Annotated in this window: 2 protein-coding genes; one reads left to right on the forward strand and one right to left on the reverse strand. The window is 76.9% G+C overall.

The genetic code is table 11. The features are described from left to right. Window positions 1–1,947, reverse strand: a 1,947-nt coding sequence (locus AE652_RS39315) for a bifunctional [glutamine synthetase] adenylyltransferase/[glutamine synthetase]-adenylyl-L-tyrosine phosphorylase (RefSeq protein ID WP_049660353.1), incomplete at its 3' end; no start/stop codon positions are given. Window positions 1,948–2,143: 196 nt separating this feature from the next. Here AE652_RS39315 and AE652_RS39320 point away from each other — a divergent pair. Continuing rightward, window positions 2,144–2,579 (forward strand): acyltransferase (locus AE652_RS39320; RefSeq protein WP_049660355.1); only part of this gene is annotated, 436 nt, incomplete at its 3' end.

The raw sequence follows: 2,579 nt of genomic DNA on the forward strand, positions 1-2,579 counted from the left end.
GGCCCGGCCGACGGCGGCCAGTATCTCCGACTGCAGCGCCGCCCGGCCGCGCGGTTCCAGGCCGTGCGGGTCGCCCAGCATGGCCACCGCCTCGGGGGCGCGCAGCAGCAGGTCGGGGGCGAGCCGGCCGGCCGACAGCACCCGGGCCAGCTGTTCGGCGGCGGCGCTCTCGTCGCGCAGCAGCCGCAGGTACCAGGGGGTGCGGCCGAGCGCGTCGGAGACCTGGCGGAAGTTGAGCAGCCCGGCGTCCGGGTCCGCGGACTCAGCGAACCAGCCGAGCAGCACCGGCAGCAGGGTGCGCTGGATCGCCGCCTTGCGGCTCACCCCGGAGGCGAGCGCGCTGAGGTGCCGCAGCGCGGCGGCCGGGTCCGCGTAGCCCAGCGCCTCCAGCCGGGCCCGGGCCGCCTCCGGGCTGAGCCCGGTGGCGCCCGGCGGCAGTTCGGCGACGGCGTCGAGCAGCGGCCGGTAGAACAGCTTCTCGTGCAGCCGCCGGACCTCCATCGCGTGCCGCTTCCACTCGCGCTGCAGCGCGGCCACCGGGTCGGCGCGGGTGTCGTCGTTGATCAGCGCCGCCAGTGAGCGGGCCAGCCGGCGCAGGTCCTCGGCCCCGGTGGGCATCAGGTGGGTGCGGCGCAGCCGGTACAGCTGGATGCGGTGCTCCAGCGAGCGCAGGAAGCGGTACGCGGCGTCCAGCGAGGCGGCGTCCGCCCGGCCGACGTAGCCGCCCCGGGAGAGCGCGGCCAGCGCCTCCAGGGTGTTGCCGCTGCGCAGCGCCGGGTCGGTGCGGCCGTGCACCAGCTGGAGCAGCTGGACGGAGAACTCGACGTCGCGCAGCCCGCCCGGGCCGAGCTTGAGCTGGCGGTCCAGCTCGGTGGCCGGGATGGAGTCGATCACCCGGCGGCGCATCTGCTGCACGTCGGCGACGAAGTTCTCCCGGGCGGCGGCCTGCCAGACCATCGGGGCGAGCGCCGCCACGTACGCGGCGCCGAGCTCCGCGTCCCCGGCGACCGGGCGGGCCTTGAGCAGCGCCTGGAACTCCCAGGTCTTGGCCCAGCGCTGGTAGTAGGCGAGGTGGCTGGCCAGGGTGCGCACCAGCGGGCCGTTGCGGCCCTCGGGGCGCAGGTTGGCGTCCACCGGCCAGATGGTGCCCTCGCCGGTGGTGTCCGCGCACAGCCGGGTGAGGGCGGCGGCCAGCCGGGTGGCGGCCTTGAGCGCCGAGTGCTCGTCCACGCCCTCGCGCGGCTCGGCGACGAAGACCACGTCCACGTCCGAGACGTAGTTGAGCTCGCGGCCGCCGCACTTGCCCATGCCGATCACGGCGAGCCGGCAGGCCGCGGCCGCCTCCGGGTCCTGCTCGGCGGCGAGGTCCAGGGCGGTCTGGAGGGTGGCGCCGGCCAGGTCGGCGAGTTCGGCGGCGGTCTGCGCGAGGTCGGTGGTGCCGGTGAGGTCGCGGGCGGCGATGGCGAGCAGGCAGCGGCGGTAGGCGACGCGCAGCGCGTTCGCGGGGCCGAGGGTGTCGTCCCGGACGCCCTCGGCGAGGGAGCGGCGGAAGTCCTCCGGGCCGGGGTGCATGTCGCGCAGTTCGAAGGTGACCAGCACGTGCCAGTCGTGCGGGTGCCGGGCCAGGTGGTCGCCGAGCGCGGTGGAGACGCCGAGCACGCCGAGCAGCCGGTCGCGCAGCGGCTTGGAGGTGGTGAGGGTGTCGCGCAGGGTGTGCCGGTCGGCCTCGTCGGCGGCCTCCAGCAGCCGGGACAGGCCGAGCAGCGCGAGGTCGGGGTCGGCGGTGGCGCCGAGCGCGTCCAGCAGCACGGGGTCGTCGGCCAGGCCCTCCAGCCCGGGGCCCTCCAACAGCCGCACCGCCCGCGCCGGGTCGGTGAACCCGCGCCGGACCAGCCGGTTCTCCGGCCGGCTGACCCGGCTCCCGGCCCGCTGCTCCTCCACCGCCATCGGCCCCTCCATCCGTCCGCCCAGGGGCCCGTCCGGGCCTGGCAGGTCCGTCCGGGCCCTAGCAGGTTACGCGCCCCGGCACCCCGTCGCCGGACGCGACCGCTCGCCGCCGTCGGCGTGACCTCGGCCCCGCCGTGCTCGTTCACCCGGGCGCCGCCCCCGTCCCCCGCCCCCGTCCCCCGCCCCTGGAGCGCCGATGCCCACGACCGGCCCCAGCCGCCTGCCCTCGCTCACCGGGCTGCGCTTCTGGGCCGCCCTGCTGGTGGTGCTCTACCACCTCTCCCGCAAGGTGGGCGAGCTGCCGCTGCTCAGCCCGCTCGCCTGGTACGGCCGTTCGGGCGTGACGTTCTTCTTCGTGCTCTCCGGTTTCGTGCTGGCCTGGACGTACGGGGCCTCGCCCGCCCGGCCGCGGGTCTTCGCCCGCCGCCGGTTCGCCCGGATCTGGCCGCTGCACGTGCTGACCACCGCGCTGTCCCTGGGCGCGGACGCGGCGATCGGCGCGGTGCTGCCGGTGGCGGCGGCGCTCTGGTCGCTGGCGCTGGTGCACCCGTGGGCGCTGCCCACCCTGTACGGCGGCAACCCGGCCTCCTGGTCGCTGGGCGCCGAGGCCTGGTTCTACCTGCTGTTCCCGC

This window comes from Kitasatospora sp. MY 5-36, from assembly GCF_001182915.1.
Lineage (GTDB): Bacteria > Actinomycetota > Actinomycetes > Streptomycetales > Streptomycetaceae > Kitasatospora.